Here is a 16,511-nt window from a genome sequence, read left to right on the forward strand (position 1 = left end):
CAGACGCGGCGGACGCGGGTCGGCCGGCGCCGGGGCCGTGCCGCCCGCCGTGGGTTGTCCGCCCCCCCTGCGTGTCCACCCCGCCCGTCGGCCGGGGCTCTGATAGGAAGTCAGACGGCGGGACGCCGGACGCTGCCGCCACGCCCGGCCCGTGTGCACCGCCGTCCCCGCCGGGCTGACGAGGCGACGGGAGGGCCCATGCCGGAGTACGTACCCGACTACCCGCAGATGATCGTGCCGATCGGGCACGTCGAGCCCGTGCCGCGCCGGGTGCGCGGATTCCTCGCGGGCCAGCCGGTCTTCGACACCCGGCGGGCCTGGTACGTGTGGCTCTGGCCGGGCTACCCGCAGTACGCCGTTCCGCCGGAGGACATCGCCGAAGGCGCCCTCGCGGACGAGGGCCAGACGCTGTCGCTGGCGGCCGGACCCGCCCGGCGGCACACCCTGATGTTCGGCGAGGAGACCCGCCACGGCGCGGCCTGGGTGTGGGAGCAGGGCGCGCCGGAGGCGGTCGTGGGCCACACCGGCTTCCGCTGGGACGCCCTGGACGCCTGGTTCGAGGAGGACGAGCGGATCTTCGTCCACCCCCGGAACCCCTACACCCGTGTCGATGCGCTGCACTCCAGCACCACCGTACGGGTCGAGCTGGACGGCGCCGTGCTCGCCGACGCACCGTACACGGTGATGGTCTTCGAGACCGGCCTCCCCACCCGCTACTACCTGCCCCGCGTCCACGTCGACTGGACCCGTCTGGCCCCCAGCGACACCGTCACCAGTTGCCCGTACAAGGGGACCACCAGCGGCTACTGGTCGGTCACCACCGACCGCGCGCGCTACACCGACCTCGCCTGGGTCTACGACTTCCCCACCCGCCAGCTCGCCCCGATCGCGACCATGGTGGCGTTCTTCAACGAACACGTCGACCTCTACGTCGACGACAAGCTGCAACCGCGTCCGGTCCCCATCGGCAAGCCGGCCGGCAAGGAGCGCCCCGCCACCTGAGCGGTGCCGTGCGCCGCGCACCCGCGGCCGCCGCGCCGGGCGGCGGCCTCAGATGTCGGGCCCCAGCCACTCGCACAGCAGCACGGTGGCGTCGTCCTGGAGGTGCCCGTCGTGGTAGTCGATGAAGGCGTGCACGAAGCGGCGCACCGTCTCGGGGACGCTCAGGTCGTCGGCGTGGTGCCGGGTGAGGTACGCGATCAGGCGGTGCATACCGAACTCCCTGGCACCGGGCCGGCGGGCCTCGGTGATGCCGTCCGTGTACAGCGCGATCCGGTCGCCGGGTTCGAGCCCCACGTGGCAGACCGTCGTCTCCAGGCCCGGCAGGCCGGTGCCCAGCGGATAGGCCGGCCGGCACTGCAGCCTGACGCCCTCCGCGCCGCGCAGCAGCAGCACCGGATGGTGCCCGAAACTGGCCCAGCTCAGCATGCCGGAGCGGGTGTCCAGGGTCGCGAGGACCGCGGTGGCGAAGCGGACCCCGTCGAACTGGGTGTTGAGCTCGCGCTCGATGGCGTACCCGGCCTCGGCGATGCCCGCGCCGCGGTGCCGGGCGCTGCGCGCGGCGGCGAGCGCGAGGGCGGCCACCTGGCCCGCGGCGGTGTCGTGGCCCATGGCGTCGAAGATCGACAGATGGATCAGGGGGCCGTCCAGCGAGTAGTCGTAGGCGTCACCGCTGATCTGGTACGAGGGCTCCAGGGTCGCGGTGAGGGCCACCCGGGAGTCCTGGTAGGTACGCGGCGGAAGCAGATGCCACAGCGCCTCCGCGGCCACGTTCATCGACCGGGTGCGGTTCAGGCGCGCGTAGGTGTCGCTGTGCCCGCGTTTGCTGACGATGGCCATGGCCACCAGTGGGGCGAGCAGCCGTGCGTCCTCGGCGACCCCGTCACCCGGTTCCGTGCTGATGACGAGCATCAGCCCCACCCGTTCCAGACCGATGGAGAGCGGCACCCAGTACGGGAAGCCGGTCGACGACGGAGCGTGGTCGGCGATCACCTCACCGTACTGGTAGGCCCGGCCGGGCAGGGTGCCGCCGATCGGCACGGTGTGCTGCGCCGGCACGGCGGTGCCGCGACCCGGCAGCAGGTGCAGCGCGCGCCGCTCCACATCGCCGATGTAGAGCCGTACCTCCGCGAAGCCCGCGCTCCTGCCCTGTTCGCTCACCGCGTCCGTGAGATCGTCCAGCGCCGTGTTGCCGATGACGTCCAGCAGGCCCGCCAGCATTCTCCGGGTGCCGCTGTCCCGATCCCTCACCACAGCCCATTCCAGACGCCTGCACATGAATCGCATCTCCAGTGTGCACCGGGTGCGGGGCGAACGAAGAGCGCACGGGCGGGGCGGCGGCCGCGACCGGCCGTCCCCGGTGGCCCCGCCACCTACGAACGCCCTTCGTACCCGGGGTCCACCAGGGCCTTGGCGGGGTCGGCGGGCGTCGGCCGGGGCGGGGCCGCCCCGGGCGCGTCAGAGCAACCGCCACAGGTGGTCGGCGGTGCCGTTGTCGTCGAACTGCACCACCTGGGCGCTGTTCGCGGTGGACATCCCGTCGACGCCGAGTACCTTGCCGCTGTGCCCGTTGCGGATGCGGTACCAGCCGTCCGCGTCCGCCAGCAGCTCCCAGAGGTGGTCGGCGGTGCCGTTGTCCTCGAACTGCACGATCTGGGCGCTGTTCGCGGTGGACATCCCGTCGACGCCGAGCACCTTGCCGCTCTGGCCGTTGCGGATGGCGTACCGGCCCGCGCCGCGGTCGAGGAGCTGCCACGCGTGATCGCCGGTGGGCGTGTCGTCGAACTGCACCACGCGGGCGCTGTCGGCCGTCGACATGCCGTCCACGGCGAGCACCTTGCCGCTGTTCCTGTTGAGGATCCGCCTGAAGGGCGGCTCGGGGGTCCACGGGTCGGCGTCCGGTGCGGTGGTGGGGAAGGCCGTGATCCGCAGCCGGGCGGCGCCCATGGGAATGAGGGTGACCTCCTCGACCGCGGCGGTGCTCCGTGCGGGGCTCTGCTGGAGCGGGGCCACCACGTGCTCGTCGTCGGCGACCCACTCGGGCAGCCGGCGGGCCTCGGCGGTGATGTGGACCGGGGTGCCCTCGTGGGTGAAGGGGTTCTCGGCGAGGGGGCCTGCGGCACGGGAGAAGGTGAGGGCGCCGCCGCGGGTGAGGCCGTAGTTCCACGGGGTGGTGGCGTGCACCTCGTACTCGGGGAAGTCGTCGTCACCGGCGTATTGGACGTACCGTTCGCTGATCCGCAGGGAGTACGCCAGCGGGCCGTGCTCGACGCCGACCGCGCCGTGGCCGCCGGACCAGGTGCGCAGTGCGGTGCGCTGGGCCAGCCGCAGGGTGACCGTGTCGCCGTCGGCCCAGGTGCGGTCGATCCTGGTGAAGGCCGGTCCCTCCGGCGCGGCCACCGGGCGGCCGTTCACCGCGACCTGGGGCGCGCGGCACCAGCCCGGGATGCGCAGGTGCAGCGGGAAGGCGACCGGGGCCGCGGTGGCGAGGGTGAGGGTGACCGTCTCGCCGAACGGGTAGTCGGTGTCCTCGGTCACGGTCACCCGCGCCCCGCCGGCGACCTGCGCCGTCACCGTGCTCGCCGCGTACATCGACGCCACCAGGCCGCCGTCCCGCGTGCCGAGCCACAGCTCCTCGCCGAAGTAGGGCCAGCCCATCCCGTAGTTGTGCGGGCAGCACCGGTACCGGTCGACACCGGGCTGGTAGGACTGCATGGCGAAGCCGTTCTGGAACTGCCCCTGGGTCTTGACCGCGTCGTCGAGGTCCACGCAGTTGGCGCTGGTGATGTAGTGCGTGCTCCTGCCCTCGGGGTCGAGGGCGGCCGGCAGCATGTTGAACGCCAGCTCCTCGCAGCGGTCCGCCCACACCGCGTCGCCGGTGATCCTGGTGAGCAGCTCGTGGCTGGCCATGAACTCCACGATCCCGCAGGTCTCGAAGCCCTGGCGGGGATCGCCGAAGCCGGGCCGGAGGTTCTCGTCCCCGGCGAAGCCGCCGCCCGGGAACTGCCCGAAGGCGTTGCGCACGTCGTCGTACGCGCGGTAGGTGGCCCGCGTCAGCTCGACCGAGCCCGTGCGCAGCGCGTACTGGGCGGGCTCGCGGAAGCCCTGCGCGATGTTGACGTTGTGCGGGGTGGGCAGGGCGCCCGTCCAGTCGGCGCCGTGGGTGTGCATGGTGTCGGCGAGGTCGAGCAGGAAGGCGTCCCCGGTGCGCTCGTACAGCCACAGGGCGATGTCCAGGCCGTCGCCCCACCGGTAGGAGACCCAACCGCTGTCGAACGCGCCCGGGCCCTGGGCGTTCATGTACCGTAGGAAGCGGGTCATCAGCCGGATCACGCGCTCGTCACCGGAGTGCTCCTGATGGGTGCGCAGCGCCATCAGCAGGGGCAGGAACGGCCAGAAGTCCGGCCCACCGTTCAGATGGGTGCGCAGTGCGGCGGGCCCGAAGAAGCCGTCGGGCTGCTGGGTGGCGAGTACCGCGTCGATCCAGCCGTGTGCGGTGGCCAGCGCGTCCCGGTCGCCGGTGGCGATGGCCAGCGGCACGTAGCCGCGCAGCCAGTACGGCACCTCCTCCCAGCCGTCCCGCTCCGGGTGCACCCATCCGGTGCTGTCGAAGTCGAGGAAGTGGGACCGCCCCGGATAACGCCCGCACAGGCCCCGAAGCTGCAGCGCGAGCTGGTGGGCGAGCCAGCCGCGCGGGGTGACGCTGCCGGGCGGCAGGCGGGTGAACGCGGTCGGCACGGGGGCGCCGGCCTCGCCCCGGTCCCCGGCCGCGGCCCCGGTGCCGGGGGTGAGCACGGCGCCGGCGGTCAGGGCGCCGGAGGCCAGCAGGCTGCGTCTGGTGAGAGCCATGGCGAGTGCCTTCCTGTCGGGGGTGAGAGGGAGCTCGCGGTGTGCGGGGGCCGCCGGACGCACAGGAGCGCGGGGGCGGCGGCGAGACGCGGCTGCGCCGCATCGCCGCGCGCGTCCCCACCGGCCGGTGGGGACGCGCACAGCCCGCACGGGCCGCACGCCGGCCGCGCAGGGCGGGACCGGGCCCGCGGGGCCCTGGCTGCCCGCCGAACCGGCGCGCCCGGCGCGCCGGTCCCGCGCCGCGTCCGGGCGCGGGACCGGCTCGTCAGGGGGCGGTGCAGGTCAGCGTGCCCGCCTCGGCGCCCTCGATCAGTGCCCGGTGGGCGGCCTTCAGGCGCCTCGCGTCGGGCTTGAGTACGGCCCTGTCGTAGGTCAGCAGGCCGTTGAGCTCGCCCTCCACATCGGAGATCTGTGTGTAGACGGCGCCGTTGCCGCCGTGGCAGGCGGTGAGCTGCTCCACCTCCCTGAGCCGGTCGAGGTAGGTGTCCGTGTAGACGGCCGGGTCCACCGATACATAGCTCTGCTGCACCGGGAAGGAGTGGCCGGCAACGGCCAGGCCGAGGCCGCCGTACTCGCCGCTGACCAGCGCGCGCCTGCCGTCCGGTGCGGGCAGCAGCGGGCTCGGGTAGCCGTGTGCGTCGGCGATGTCGCCGTTGCCGCCGTCCACGGCGCCGCAGCAGTTGAGCCCGCTCATGTTGTCGACCAGGCGGGTGGGGTCGAGCCGCTTCGCGTAGTCGGCGATCCGGGCCTGGTCGTACTGGCCCCAGCCCTCGTTGAAGGTGACCCAGACGACCACCGACGGGTGGCTGTCGTGTTGGTGGACCATCTCCGCGAGTTCGTGCTCGTACTCGGTGCGGGCGGCCGGCGCGGGGTCGACGGTGTTCATCGCGGGCATGTCCTGCCACACCAGCAGGCCGAGCCTGTCCGCCCAGTAGTACCAGCGGTCGGGCTCGACCTTGATGTGCTTGCGCACGGCGTTGTAGCCGAGCTGCTTGTGCGTCCTCAGGTCGAAGGCCAGGGCCTCGTCGGTGGGCGCGGTGTAGAGGCCGTCCGGCCAGAAGCCCTGGTCGAGGGTGGCCATCATGAAGACGGGTTTGCCGTTCAGCAGGGTGCGCGGGGTGCCGTCCACCGTCCTCACCTCGATGGAGCGCATCCCGAAGTAGCTGCCGACCCGGTCGGCCGGGGCGCCGCGGCCCACCGTGACGTCGAGCCGGTACAGGTGCGGGTCGTCGGGCGTCCACAGGTGCGGGTGGGGCACCGGCACGGACAGCGCGCCGCCCGTGGTGCCGCTCGCCCGGCCCACCTCCCGCGAGCCGTCGTAGGCGACGGCGGTGACGGGCACGCCGGTCCTGACGCCGCGCACCGAGACACCGACCGTCTCGTGCACCGGGTCGGGCGTGGTCGCGATGTCTGCCGCGTGGTCCGGTGCGACGGGCTCCATCCACACCGTCTGCCAGATGCCCGAGGTGGGCGTGTACCAGATGCCGCTGGGGTCCAGGCGCTGTTTGCCGATCGGCGGGTTCTCGCCGGCGGCCGCGTCGGTGGGGTCGTACACGCCGACGAGCAGCTCCTGCGGGCCGCCGCGGGTGAGGGCGTCGGTGACGTCGGCGCTGAACCGGTCGTAGCCGCCCTCGTGCGCGGCGACCCGGTGGCCGTTGACGTAGACGGTGGCCTGCCAGTCGACGGCGTCGAAGTTGAGCTGGAGCCGCCTGCCGTCGCCCACCTGCCAGCCGGCCGGCACCGTGAAGGTGCGCCGGTACCACATGCGGTCCTCGTGCCGCTGTACGCCCGACAACTGCGACTCCACCGGGTAGGGCACCAGGATCCGCTCCCCGAGCTGCCTGCCGAACGGCGGCTGCTCGCCGGCCCCGGCGGCCGCGAACTGCCAGGTGCCGTTGAGGTTCCGCCAGGCGTCGCGGGTCAGTTGCGGCCGCGGGTACTCGGGGTGGGCGTTCGCGGGGGAGACGTCGTCGGCCCACCTGGTGCGCAGCTCGTACGTGGAGTCGTTGCCGCCGCTCGTCCAGAAACCGGCGACCGGCTTGCCCGTGGCGTCCGTGAGGCCGCCCGCGCCGTCGTAGCGGATGTCGGCCTGGCCGCCGTGGCCGCCCACGACCGGCTCGCTCAGCGGCACGATCAGCCGTGTGGGGTCGGCCGGGTCCAGCCGTGTGGTGCCGCGCGGCCAGCGCGAGCCGCCGATCACGATGTCGAGGTGGTCGTCGAGCCCTGCCGCGGGTGCCGCTATCCGCTGGGCGAAGTCGAGTGTGAGGGTCCTGCCGTCCGGCTGGACGGCCACGTCGGTGGGGCCGTCGTAGGCGAAGCCGTCGGGCAGGGTGAAGGCGGACTGCGGCACAGGCTGCTTCTCGCCGCCCGGCGGTGTCCACTTCAGATGGAGATGTGAGCCTCCGGTGTGCTCGAAGTACTCCAGCTCGATGTCGTAGGCGCGGCCCGCCTGGAGGGCGAGCGGAGCGGAGTTCTGTTCGCTGTCCCAGTCGTCGACCCAGTGGTCGATGACGAGGCCGCCGTCGATCCGCAGCCGGAAGCCGTTGTCGGCGGAGACCGAGAGGACGTACTCGCCGGTTCGACCGGGAGAGAGCCGGCCGGTCCAGCGCACGCTCGCGTCGTCGCTGCGGCCGGTGCGGGCCAGCAGCCTGGGTTCCAGGTCGTCGAAGGTGAGGGAAGGGTCGAAGGCGGTCGCCTTGAGCGTGCCGAAGTCGAAGGCACCGGGGGCGCTCTGGGTGTAGTACTCGCCCTTGAGACCATGGACCGCGGTGGCCTGCCCGGCGGCGGCCGCGCTGCTGACCGGGCCACCCAGTGCGGTGGCGACCAGGGCGCACGCCGTGAACAACGCAGCCGCCCAGGCGTGCAGACGGCGCCGTAACGGACGCGGGGACGGGGACGGTGAGTGCACGGTACCTCCGCAACGGAGAAGCGGGTGCTGGCTCTGCCCTTTGCCACACCATCTTGTATATCGTTGTAAACAAGGGCCGTTGGCATGACAGCACGCCTCCTGCACGCTGTCCAGATGCACGACACGTCGCCGGAGGACAGCAGATGAGTGTCAGTCTCAGGGACGTCGCGCAGCGCGCGGGGGTCTCCGTCAAGACCGTCTCCAACGTCGTCAACGACTTCCCGCACGTCACCCCGGCCATGCGGGAACGGGTGCGGCGCGCCATCGACGAGCTGGGCTACCGGCCCAACCTGACGGCCCGTCATCTGCGCAAGGGCCGTACCGGACTGATCGCGCTCGCCGTCCCCGAGCTCGGCAACGCCTACTTCGCGGAGCTGGCCGCGGCCGTGATCGACGCCGCCGCCCGGCACGAGTACACCGTCCTGCTCGACCACACCCAGGGCCGCCGCGAACAGGAGGTCCAGGTCTGCCAGGGCTTCTCCGCCCGCGTCATGGACGGCCTGATCCTCAGCCCGCTGGAGCTGGAGCCGGAGGACCTGGCCGCCCGCACCGACAGCGCACCGCTGGTGCTGCTCGGCGAGCGCCGCTACGACCTGCCCTACGACCACATCGCCATCGACAACGTCGCCGCCGCCCGGGTCGCCGTGCGCCATCTGCTGGGCCTCGGGCGGCGCCGTATCGCCTTCCTCGGCGCCCGCCTCAACCGCACCCACCAGCCCGCCCACCTGCGGCTGCTCGGGTGGCAGACGGAGCTGGCCGCGTGGGGCGTGCCGGCCGAGGAGGCGCTGGTGGCCACCACCCACGGCTGGGACCACGAGGACGGCTCGGTCGCCATGGCCCATCTGCTGGACTCCGGGCAGGTCCCGGACGCGGTCTTCGCCTACAACGACCTGATCGCCATCGGCGCGATGCGCGTGCTGTTCGAACGGGGCCTCCGAGTGCCCGAGGACATCGCGGTGGTCGGTTTCGACGACATCACCGAGTCCCGCTACGGCGCCGTCACCCTCACCACCGTCGCCCCCGACAAGCAGGCCATCGCCCGGCTGGCCGTCGAGTCCGTGGTCGGCCGGCTGAAGAGCGCGCAGAACGCCGAGTCGCCCCGGCCCACCCGTGAGTTGCAGCCCGGATTCACGCTGGTGGAGCGCGAGAGCACGTTGGGCCGCCGGGCGCGCTGACCGGCGGCGACAGCGCTTACCTGTGCCGACCTGCGCCGGTCTCTGCCGACCTGTGCCGGCCGCGCTGACCGGCACGGCAGCGGGGGACCGCGGTGCTGGAATGCCGTGCTGCGCCGGGGATGTGCCCGGTTGTCGCAACGCGTGGACGGCCGTGCCGGCCGTCCTGGCGCGGATCTCCCGCCTCGGCCCGGAACCCGGGGCCCGGATGCCCGAGGCCGCCCGATCCCCCGTCACCCGGTGGTCAGCGGGCATCACTTGGGGGCACAGACGAGTCAGGAGCGGCCTGAAATGTTCGTACGGAGTTTCGGGTCTTACCCGGGTGACATATGCGAAATGATCTCGTGTAACACGGCGCTGCCACAGTCCCCTGCGCACTGCAACGAAAGGGGATCGAAAGATGACGCAGCTCAAGCGCCGTGACTTCCTGCGCGCCGTCGGGGCCACCGCGGGGGCCGGCACCCTCTTCGCCACCATGGGCGCCCTGGGGCTGGCACCGACCGCAGCGGCGGCCGCCCGGCAGGCCCCGTTCCAGGCGCCACGGGCCGGCGACTTCACCCTGACGGGCAGATCCGCCGCCGAGGTCGTCGTGCTCGGCGGCGGCATCGCCGGGCTGACCACCGCCTACGAACTCGGCAAGGCGGGCTACGCGTGTACGGTCCTCGAAGCGCGCGAGAGGACCGGTGGCCGGAACTTCACCGTCAGAGGCGGTGACACCACCGTGGACCTGTACGGCAACCGGCAGACGGCGCGCTTCTCCGAGGGCCAGTACATGAACGCGGGACCGGCCAGGATCGCCCAGTGGATGATCACCCTGGACTACTGCCGTGAACTCGGAGTGCCCGTGGAGGTCTTCACCAACGTCAACGCCGACGCCTACCTGTTCAACCAGTCCGCCGGTATGACCCGGCCCATGCGCTACCGCACGGCCAAGGCGGACATGTTCGGCTACGTCAGCGAACTACTGGCCAAGGCCACCGACTCCGGAGCCCTCGACAAGGCACTGACCACGGACGACCGCGACCGGCTCGTGGAGTTCCTCAAGGACTACGGCGACCTCGGCGACAGCCTCGACTACACGGGCAGCTCACGCCGCGGCTACTCCGTCTACCCCGGGGCCGCGGGCACCCCGGGTGTGGAGTACGGGGACCTGCCCACCGCCTCGGAGATCTTCGCCACCGGCGTCGGCCGCTACTTCGCCTTCGAGTTCGAGTTCGACCAGGCCATGCTGATGTTCCAGCCCGTCGGCGGCATGGACCGCATCCCCCACGCGCTCACCCAGGCCGTCGGCGCGCACAAGATACGCACCGGCTGCGCCGTCAGCGGGATCACGGACCGGGCCGGCGGTGTCACGGTCGCCTACACCCAGGGTGGGCGCGCCAGGACCATCGACGCCGACTACTGCGTGGCGGCGATGCCGCCGAACCTCCTCGCCAAGGTGCCGCACAACCTCGGTACCGGCGTGCAGTCCGCGCTGGAGGCCATCACCCCGTCCTCCGCGGGCAAGATCGGCCTGGAGTACTCCTCGCGCTGGTGGGAGACCGACCACCACATCTACGGCGGCATCACCGAGACCGACCTGGACGTCACCCACATCTGGCACCCGTCCCACGGCTTCCACGGCGAGCGCGGCGTCATCATCGGCTACTACAACACCGGCGCCGCCGCCGACTCCTACGCGGCGCTCAGCCCCGCGGCCCGCGAGAAGCGGGCCGTCGAGGCGGGCGTGCGGATCTACGGCGACGCGTACCGCACCGAACTGGCCTCGTCCTTCTCCCACCACTGGCGGCAGTTCCCGTACCAGGAGGCCGCCTGGCACACCACGCCCGACGGCCCCGACGCACCCCGCTACAAGCCCCTCAACGAACCCACCGGCCACGTCTACTTCGCGGGTGACTGGCTCAGCCATCTGGACGCCTGGCAGCACGGCGCCTTCGCCTCCGCCCGCAAGGCCGTCACCGCACTGCACCAGCGCGTCCTCAACAGCCGGGCCTGATCCGCGCCGGGGCCCGGCAGGCCGACCACGGCAGTCCCCCGGAACCGGGCAGCGCCCCGGGTGCGGCCCCGCGCCCGGGGCACCCGCGCGTCCCGTCCCGGTGCGCCGCTCCGGCGTGCTGCGCACGACCGGCGCTCCCTCTCGGACCGCTACAGCCGGCGCCGGGTGCCGATGAGGGAGTCGACGGTGACCAGCGCGGCGAGTTCGTCCACGGTCAGCCCCTCGGTTCCGGGCGGCCGCTGCGGGAGGACCATGTACCGGCAGTCCGCGGTGGAGTCCCACACCCGCACCGAGGTGCCGGCCTCCAGCCGTACTCCGAACTCGGCCAGCACGGCGCGCGGTTCGCGCACGGCGCGGGCCCGGTAGGCGTCGCTCTTGTACCAGCGCGGCGGCGCCCCGAGCAGGGCCAGCGGGTAGCAGGAGCAGAGCGTGCACACGACGACGTTGTGCACGGCCGGAGTGTTCTCGACCACCACCAGGTGCAGGAACGGCAGGCCCTTGTTGCCCCGCGCCGCATCGCCCAGGTCCTCCTCGCGGAGCACCCCGGTGGCGTCGGCGAGCAGCGCCCGCCGGTAGTCGTCGTCGCACCAGGCGCGGGCCACCATGGCGGCACCCAGGCGTGGGCCGAGCCGGTTGGTGTACAGGTCGACGGTGTCGTCGATGTCGGCGGTCGCCACCTTGCCCGCGGCGGTCAGCGCGTTCTCCAGCGCGGCGACGCGGGTGGTCAGCTCCTGCCGCTTGCCGGCCGGGGTGGTCATCGCGCGGCCTCCTGGAGGTAGGGGTCGTAGGCGTCGAGCGCGAGCACGTCCCTGGGGTCGGCGTCCTCGAAGGCGTCGGTGGCGGGTACCTGCACCGAGTACAGCGCGTAGCGCCAGTGCATCCCCGCCGCACCGCGCCGGTCGACGACGAGGTCGGGCAGCGGGAAGTGCCCGCGGACGCAGGTGACGACACCGGTCAGGCCCCTGGCCCAGGCAGGCATGCGGTGGTGTGCGCCGGGGCCGTCCTCCAGCCGTACCCGGGCGCCGACGGCGAACCGCTCCTCGACGGGCGGTACCTGGACACCGGCCTCGGGGCGCGGTGCGAAGGACGCCGCGGCGGGGGAGGGGTGGGCGTGCGCGTGCGCCGCGGCCCTCGCGTGGCCGGCGGCGAGGTCGGCCGCACTGATGTGGCCCTTCTCCAGGCAGAGCTGCTGGACGGCGTGCAGCCAGCGTTCGAAGTACGTCATGCCGTGGTAGCTCTCGGCGGGCAGCCGCTCGACGGTGTGCCGGAACTCGTCCGTGGTGATCAGGCCGTCGGCCACCGCGGTGCGCATCAGGGCGAAGATCCGCGCCTCCCAGCCCTCGTGGAACCGCGCCGCGTCGTCGATGCCGGGGATCGGGTCGTCGATGTCGTGGCGCCCGCTGAGCTGGAAGGCCGGAAGCGGACCGGCCGCGTTCGGCGGTGGACTACTCTGCACGGCTGCTGCCCTTCTGCGCGGGTGTGCCGGAACGTGGACCGGTGGCTGCCGCGGGAGACGACGGCCCGTGCCGCCGGCGCCTTCAGGGCCGGGCCCGCCGACCTGCCCGGCCCGGGCACCAGAGGGCATCCGCTGCCACCGGCGTGCCCATGCGTCACCAGTCTTCACCTGAACGGCCGGAGCTGCCAGTACGCCCCGCGGGCCCGCGCGGCGCGGCACCGTGCCCGGGGACGACGGTGTACGGCGCGGCGGTGCACACCGCCGTGACACCCACCGCTGTGGGCGCGGCGCCAGCCCCGTTTCCCTGTCGGCTTCCTGCGGCGGCCTCCCGGTCGGCCGGCGCCGTCCCCGGCGGCATGCGCGGGGTGCATGGTCGGGGCGAGGACGCGGGTGAGGGTGTGTTTGAGCGTTCAAAGCCGAGACTGGCTCGGGCCCGGAGCCATGAGGGGACCCGCGGCCGGCGGCCGGGCGGGGGGCGACGCTCCAGGCCCGAGCCGGGGCCGGAGACCGGGTCCTAGCCGGCGCCGTGGAGCGAGCCGGTGCCGGGGCCCGGGTCGCGGGCCGGGGCAGAGCCGCGGCCCGCCGGCCAGCCTTCCAGGTAGCCCAGCACCGCGACCGCGCCGGCCGCGGCCCACGCCTGCGGACGGCAGGCCGTGGGATAGGCGAGCACCGGCTCGCCGTCCCGGGCCGAGGTGCCTCCGTAGAGCTCCGGAAGGCGGAAGCCGAACGGCTCGGCGGCGGCCAGCAGCCCCTCGGCGAGGGACCGGGCCACCGTGTGGTGCCCCTCGGCGGCGAGCCCGAGCACGGCGATGGCGGTGTCGTGCGGCCACACGCTGCCGCAGTGGTAGCTGAGTGGGTCGAACGCCTTGCTGGCCGCCGACAGCGTCCGCAGCCCGTAGCCGCAGTCCAGGTCGGGCTGTGCGAGGCGCGCGGCCACCAGTGCGGCCTCCTCGCCGGTCAGCAGCCCGGTGCCCAGCAGATGGCCCATGTTGGACGCGGCCCCGTCCACCGGGCGCTTGTGCGCGTCGAGCGCGATCGCCGGGTACGTCCCTGACGCGTCGTGCACCCAGAACGCCTCCCGGAACCGCTCCCGCAGCCGGGCGGCCCAGTCGCGCCACCGGTCGGCCCCCGGCCGGCCGAACGCCTCCAGCAGGTCGGCGCCCTGCACGGCGGCCGCGTACGCGTACGCCTGGACCTCGCACAGCGCAAGCGGCGCCTGCGCGTGCCGCCCGTCGGCCCAGCGGACCGCGTCCGCGGAGTCCTTCCAGCCCTGGTTGGCCAGTCCGCCGTGGCCGGAGGGCCGGTACTCCACGAGGCCGTCGCCGTCCGCGTCACCGTGCTCGGTGACCCACTCCAGCGCCGCCCGCAGGTGCGGCAGCAGCGGCTCGACGCGTGCCGGGTCCAGGCCCGCGCGCCAGCCGTCGTGCAGCAACCGCACCCACAGCATGGTCGCGTCGATGGTGCCGTAGTACCGCGGCGGGATGACCATGTCGCGCAGGCGCAGCGTCTCCCGGCGCACCTCGTGCAGGATCTTGCCCGGCTGCTCGTCCGCGGACGGGTCGCTGCGGGTGCCCTGCCGGCGGGCCAGCGCGCGCAGGGTGCCCGCGGCCACCCGGGTGCCCAGCGGCAGCAGCAGGGAGGCGGACCACAGCGAGTCCCGGCCGAAGAGGGTGAAGTACCAGGGACTGCCGGCCGCCACGAACGTGTCAGCGGGGTCCCGCGGGTCGGCGAGCAGCATCGCCTCCAGATCCCGCAGGCTCACCTCGAGCAGCCTGCGCCGCAGCGGGTCGCGTGGCGGCTCGATGCCGTGCGGGAGGGCCGGGAGGACGGGCGGGGCGTCGGCGGCGAGCGGGAGGAAGGACTCCCCCGGGGCCGGGGTGTCGCCGGCGGGCCGCGTGTCCCCGGCGGTCGGGGCGCCCTGGCCGGTGCCGCCGGAGGAGCCGCGGCCGGGTGCGCCGGCCGGGGTGGCGCGCGGGCGGGCGCGCAGGTGGACGGAGAGCGGCTGCCCGGGGGCGAGGGTGAGGGCGAAGGCCAGCTCGGCGGTGCCGTCCGCGGCGCGCACGGAGTCGGGGCGGCGGTCCGCGGTCAGGGTCACCTCCTGCCCGCGGCCGGTCCAGCGGACTCCGTTCGGCAGGGGTTCGGGCGCCACCGGCGCCGGGGGGCGGCCGCCGCGCACCTCGTGCACCGGTGCGAGGTCGGTGGCGCATCGCACCAGCAGCCGGACGGTGACGGGCTCCCCGCCCGCGCTCACCAGCTCGAACCGCTCCGCGAGGCCGTCCGCGTCCACCGTGCGGCGCCGGTGCAGCAGCACCGGGGCGCCCTCGGCGGTGCCGGGCCGTACCTGGGCGCTGAAGACGGCCTCCGCGGCGCCGTCCATCCGCCGTCCCACCGGCACCAGCGTGGCGCCGTCCACTTCGGCCTCCAGGTGGGAGACGGCCCTGCGGTCGCTGTCGTAGAAGCCGTCGAGCCCCTCCCCGCGGATCTGGCCGTCCGCCGCGCTCAGGCACACCGACGGTGCCCGCAGGACGGTGACCAGCTCGTGCAGAGGGGGCTGGCGGTAGTGGCTCACTTCGCCTCCGAGCACCGCGGCCGCCCCTCGGGGGCTGTGCCGCAGCGTAAAATTTGAACGTGCAATATGGCCGGAACCGTACCTGATGGGGAGGGACCGCGCCAGGGCTGCCGCGCCGGGGCCGGGTAGGCCGGGCCTCGCGGAGGGGGCGCCGGATGGGTGGGAGCGTGTGAGCCCGGGCCTGCGGGCCACGGCGGGCGCCCGGCGGACCAGGGCCGCTCGGGCCGCGGCCGCGTGCCGGGTGCGCGGGCGGCCGGGGCAGGTGGGAGCCGGGCCCCCGCGGAGCCGGGCCCCCGCAGAGCGCGGAGCCGGGCCCCGGAGAACCGGGGCGGTCCGCGGAACGGGTCCGGGGCCGCGTCGGGCACGGGACAATGACGTGGGCCGGGTGGCAGCCGCGGCCTGTACGGCGACGGCGCGGGAGCGACGAAGGCGAGGGAAACGTGGCAGAGCAGGAGCGGCCGGACGTGGCGACCGCGGTCCAGCCGACGTTGGTGGACGTCGCCGTGGCGGCCGGGGTCTCCCGGCAGACCGTGTCCAACGTCCTGCACGCACCGGGCCGGGTCCGCGCGGAGACCCGCGAGCGCGTGGAGCACTTCATCGCCAAGCTGGGCTACCAGCCGAACCGCGTGGCCCAGGACCTGCGCGCCAACGCCTCACGGATGATCGGCTACCGCATCAGACCCCTCGCGCCCGGCGCCCTGGCCTCGATCCACGACCGCTTCCTGCACGCCCTTGCGGAGGCGGGCCGCGCCGCCGACCACCATCTCCTGCTGTTCACGGCCGACGACGGCCGGGCGGAGGCCGAGGCGGCGGCCCGGCTGCGCCGCAGCGGCGGCGCGGCCGGCTTCGTGCTGTACGACGTCACCGCGGACGACGCACGCCCCGACGCCCTGCTGGGCCTCGGCGTACCGTTCGTCGCCTTCGGCCGTACCGCGCAGGGCACCGACCGCTACGCCTGGGTCGACGTCGACAACCCGGCCGGCACCGCTGCCGCGGTGGACCACCTGGTGCACCGCGGGCACCGGCGGATCGGCTATGTCGGCTGGCCGGCGGGCGACACCGTCGGCGACCGGCGCGCGCAGGGCTGGCAGGCCGCGATCGAGCGCCACGGCCTCACCGCCGAGTGCCGCTCCCTCGACGTCAGGGGCGAGGACTCGGTCACCGCGGGCACCCAGATGGCCTACGCCCTGCTCGCCCGGCCCGAGCCGCCCACGGCCGTCGTCACCGCCACCGACACCCTCGCCGTCGGCGTGCTGCGCGCCGCCCAGCAGTGGGGTCTCGAAGTCGGCAGGGACATCGCGGTCGTCGGCTTCGACGACACCCCGACGGCCGCCGCACTCGACCTCAGCAGCGTCCGCCAGCCCATCGAACTGGTCGGGCGGCACGTCATGAGCACACTCCTCGACGCCACTTCGGCCGTGGCCCGCCCCCGCCCCTCCGCTTCCACCGCGCCCAGCACCGAACGACTGCTGGCCCCCCGCCTCATCATCCGCTCCTCCAGCGCAAGCCCGGCCCCCGCGCACCGGTAGGAGGGCCACTCGGACGCCCCGATCGCCATGACC

Annotated in this window: 10 protein-coding genes; 4 read left to right on the forward strand and 6 right to left on the reverse strand. The window is 73.9% G+C overall.

What is annotated here, in order from left to right; translation table 11 throughout:
• Nucleotides 1-198 precede the first annotated feature (198 nt).
• On the forward strand, nucleotides 199-1,002 hold the full coding sequence (locus IE313_RS20435; protein WP_189934286.1) for a DUF427 domain-containing protein: 804 nt from the start codon (nucleotides 199-201) through the stop codon (nucleotides 1,000-1,002).
• A gap of 48 nt (nucleotides 1,003-1,050) precedes the next feature.
• Here the strand turns inward: IE313_RS20435 and IE313_RS20440 are convergent, their stop codons facing one another.
• The 3 genes from IE313_RS20440 to IE313_RS20450 form a co-directional block, all read right to left on the reverse strand.
• Complete coding sequence (locus tag IE313_RS20440) at nucleotides 1,051-2,250, reverse strand: PP2C family protein-serine/threonine phosphatase (protein ID WP_189934288.1); 1,200 nt, start codon at nucleotides 2,248-2,250, stop codon at nucleotides 1,051-1,053.
• A 207-nt stretch (nucleotides 2,251-2,457) separates the two neighbouring features.
• Nucleotides 2,458-4,848, reverse strand: coding sequence for an RICIN domain-containing protein (locus tag IE313_RS20445; RefSeq protein WP_189934290.1), 2,391 nt, complete (start codon nucleotides 4,846-4,848; stop codon nucleotides 2,458-2,460).
• 265 nt (nucleotides 4,849-5,113) lie between these two features.
• A complete protein-coding gene (locus tag IE313_RS20450; protein ID WP_373317031.1) occupies nucleotides 5,114-7,693 on the reverse strand; it encodes a PA14 domain-containing protein in 2,580 nt (859 codons plus the stop codon).
• A gap of 206 nt (nucleotides 7,694-7,899) precedes the next feature.
• Between IE313_RS20450 and IE313_RS20455 the strand changes: the two genes are divergently transcribed.
• Nucleotides 7,900-8,931, forward strand: coding sequence for a LacI family DNA-binding transcriptional regulator (locus tag IE313_RS20455; protein ID WP_189934292.1), 1,032 nt, complete (start codon nucleotides 7,900-7,902; stop codon nucleotides 8,929-8,931).
• Between the two features lie 397 nt (nucleotides 8,932-9,328).
• A complete protein-coding gene (locus tag IE313_RS20460) occupies nucleotides 9,329-10,924 on the forward strand; it encodes a flavin monoamine oxidase family protein (RefSeq protein WP_189934293.1) in 1,596 nt (531 codons plus the stop codon).
• Nucleotides 10,925-11,073: 149 nt separating this feature from the next.
• On the opposite strand, the gene IE313_RS20465 is transcribed toward IE313_RS20460, so the two are convergent.
• The 3 genes from IE313_RS20465 to IE313_RS20475 form a co-directional block, all read right to left on the reverse strand.
• Nucleotides 11,074-11,682 carry a nitrile hydratase subunit alpha gene (locus IE313_RS20465; RefSeq protein ID WP_189934295.1) on the reverse strand — a complete coding sequence of 203 codons (609 nt, stop codon included), beginning with the start codon at nucleotides 11,680-11,682 and terminating at the stop codon, nucleotides 11,074-11,076.
• Nucleotides 11,679-12,380 carry an SH3-like domain-containing protein gene (locus tag IE313_RS20470; RefSeq protein WP_189934297.1) on the reverse strand — a complete coding sequence of 234 codons (702 nt, stop codon included), beginning with the start codon at nucleotides 12,378-12,380 and terminating at the stop codon, nucleotides 11,679-11,681. The genes IE313_RS20465 and IE313_RS20470 overlap by 4 nt, the downstream gene beginning before the upstream one ends.
• A gap of 514 nt (nucleotides 12,381-12,894) precedes the next feature.
• Nucleotides 12,895-14,949: a glycogen debranching N-terminal domain-containing protein gene (locus IE313_RS20475; RefSeq protein WP_189934299.1), complete on the reverse strand. Its 2,055-nt coding sequence runs from the start codon at nucleotides 14,947-14,949 to the stop codon at nucleotides 12,895-12,897.
• Nucleotides 14,950-15,389: 440 nt separating this feature from the next.
• On the opposite strand from IE313_RS20475, the gene IE313_RS20480 reads away from it, so the two are divergent.
• Nucleotides 15,390-16,478 (forward strand): LacI family DNA-binding transcriptional regulator, encoded by a 1,089-nt coding sequence (locus IE313_RS20480; RefSeq protein WP_189934301.1) that lies wholly within the window; start codon nucleotides 15,390-15,392, stop codon nucleotides 16,476-16,478.
• The last annotated feature ends 33 nt before the right edge of the window (nucleotides 16,479-16,511 follow it).

The sequence above is a fragment of the Streptomyces sulfonofaciens genome (assembly GCF_014656295.1).
In the GTDB taxonomy this organism is placed as follows: domain Bacteria; phylum Actinomycetota; class Actinomycetes; order Streptomycetales; family Streptomycetaceae; genus Streptomyces; species Streptomyces sulfonofaciens.